This window comes from bacterium, from assembly GCA_037131655.1.
GTDB lineage: Bacteria > Armatimonadota > Fimbriimonadia > Fimbriimonadales > JBAXQP01 > JBAXQP01.
Genome location: JBAXQP010000431.1, coordinates 1 through 1,844, shown reverse-complemented (window position 1 = coordinate 1,844; position 1,844 = coordinate 1). Strand labels below are relative to the sequence as shown.

The window sequence follows — 1,844 nt, the reverse complement described above, 5'->3', positions numbered from 1 at the left end:
ATGTTTTGCTATGTCATAGAAACTCAACTTGACCTGGTAGGCGTCAAGTCCCTTCCCACTACAGGTAATCATTCTCCCGCTATCTAGGTGGTTAAATTCTTGGCGGGCGCACCCCAACTCCATATCGACGGCTTTAAAGGCGGTAGCGATCTTCCCCCCGATGTTGTTTAACTGATGCTTGAACGTGATAAGGTCGGCCAGCATCGCCAGATCGGCGCGCAGGAAGAAGCCAACCAATACCAGATGGGCAGGATAGTCGAGGATAACGCCGTGCTTTAGCGCTTCCCACAGAAGCTCACTCAGCATTACCCGTAGTGCAAGACGATCGTCAATCAACCCTGATTTCGGAAAAAATACAAAACTCATCTCGCCACCGACACCCACTACGTAAAATTGGTAGCTCAGGACGTTGAGCATCTGGCCGCTATCACCACGGCACTCCTTCCACTCGCTATCGAAGCCAACGTATAAAACTTGCCCGACACCGGCTAGCCGCGACGGGTCAGCACTCTCCCATAATTGCGTTTCCTTGGCTTCGTGCATTTTGACGATGATCGTATCTAGCTCATCATCACCCAGCGCCTCCAGCGTATTCGGATGGCAACAAGGCGCATCTACCAGACCGAGGATCATTTCAATGCCATTGCCCAATTGTAGATTATTCATAATTTCTACCTTAAGAGCGGATCATCAACCCGCCGACCAAAGTTGCTAAAACGGTCGGCGGGTTGATGTTTTTCAAGCTCTTACTGGTTTCCCTCCTCAATCTCGCCATCGTCAGCGTTCAGAAAATCCCAATTAGGTTGAATAAAGTCGTTACCCGCATCGCCACATTCGCGTAGCAAAGCAGCGACATGCTCCTTGTTCTCAACACCGAATCCCTCAATGGTGATCAGTTTCACACCGGCAGAAGTAATTAATGAAACCCCCTCATCCACAACCATCGCGCCAGAATAAGCGTAAGGGCGAATACAACTTTTGTTCGGGAGAACGACGTATTTCGATCTTTTTTTAGCCATAATTTTTCCCATATCGATATCACTCAATCGCAAGCTTCTTCACTTGCCACCAAAGGCAAAACGCCTTTGACGACATAAATTTAGGTGCTATCCACGGATATTTTTAGTGAGCAATTATATTTATGACTTATGAAATTATCATTAATTTCTAAAGGAACTACCGCCAAGCCCCCCACAACCCTCGCTGGAGGGGGGGGTAGTTCCAGCTCCAGTCGCAGTTGAAAGGTTCAAAGCCTTGTGTAGCAAGACTTTCTGGCATTCAATATCGAATACGAAGCCTGTGGAGAGAAACGGTTAATCCTTTACCGTGCAACGGTTACAGCGACTCTCTACGGTTTTTAGGGGGGCAAATAAATTGCCTATGGCCTACTCTCAGGCGGCTAGCGTTTTGACACTTGGCAAATATGGTAGAGTGAATTTCAGACATCCATTCAACCCGAAATAACTATGCACAGAAAACAACCGGTTCCGAATGTGCAAGCAAACAGCGAACCCGTAACCTACGTTATTCCGCGCCGCGTCTTCGATGCAGGAAAGGCTAGGCGGGAATGCAACGACTACTTAACGGAGCTTGGCAGTCTGATTATTCTCGGATATCTAAAGCTGAATCGTAATGCCAGCACCGCACACGGTGTCAAATGGGCTGGGGCACTTCAGACGGCTGTTTATTCGCCCAAGTCGAAAATCGATATCCAGAGGGAAGACCAGAACGGGCACACCCTTTCAAAAAGACGTGGCAAACCCGGCAAACCGCAAATATCCGACTGGAGAAGAATTGATCCGAATCCCGCCCCTACCCTCGATCAAACGGGCGATAGCCTTGTG

3 protein-coding genes are annotated in these 1,844 nt (G+C 48.6%); 1 reads left to right on the top strand and 2 read right to left on the bottom strand.

What is annotated here, in order from left to right; all coding sequences use genetic code 11:
• Window positions 1–666, bottom strand: a 666-nt coding sequence (locus tag WCO51_13300) for a hypothetical protein (protein MEI6514229.1), incomplete at its 3' end; no start/stop codon positions are given.
• Between the two features lie 80 nt (window positions 667–746).
• Window positions 747–1,046, bottom strand: coding sequence for a hypothetical protein (locus tag WCO51_13295; protein ID MEI6514228.1), 300 nt, complete (start codon window positions 1,044–1,046; stop codon window positions 747–749).
• 420 nt (window positions 1,047–1,466) lie between these two features.
• Here WCO51_13295 and WCO51_13290 point away from each other — a divergent pair.
• Window positions 1,467–1,844: hypothetical protein (locus tag WCO51_13290; protein ID MEI6514227.1), on the top strand; the 378-nt coding region annotated here is incomplete at its 3' end.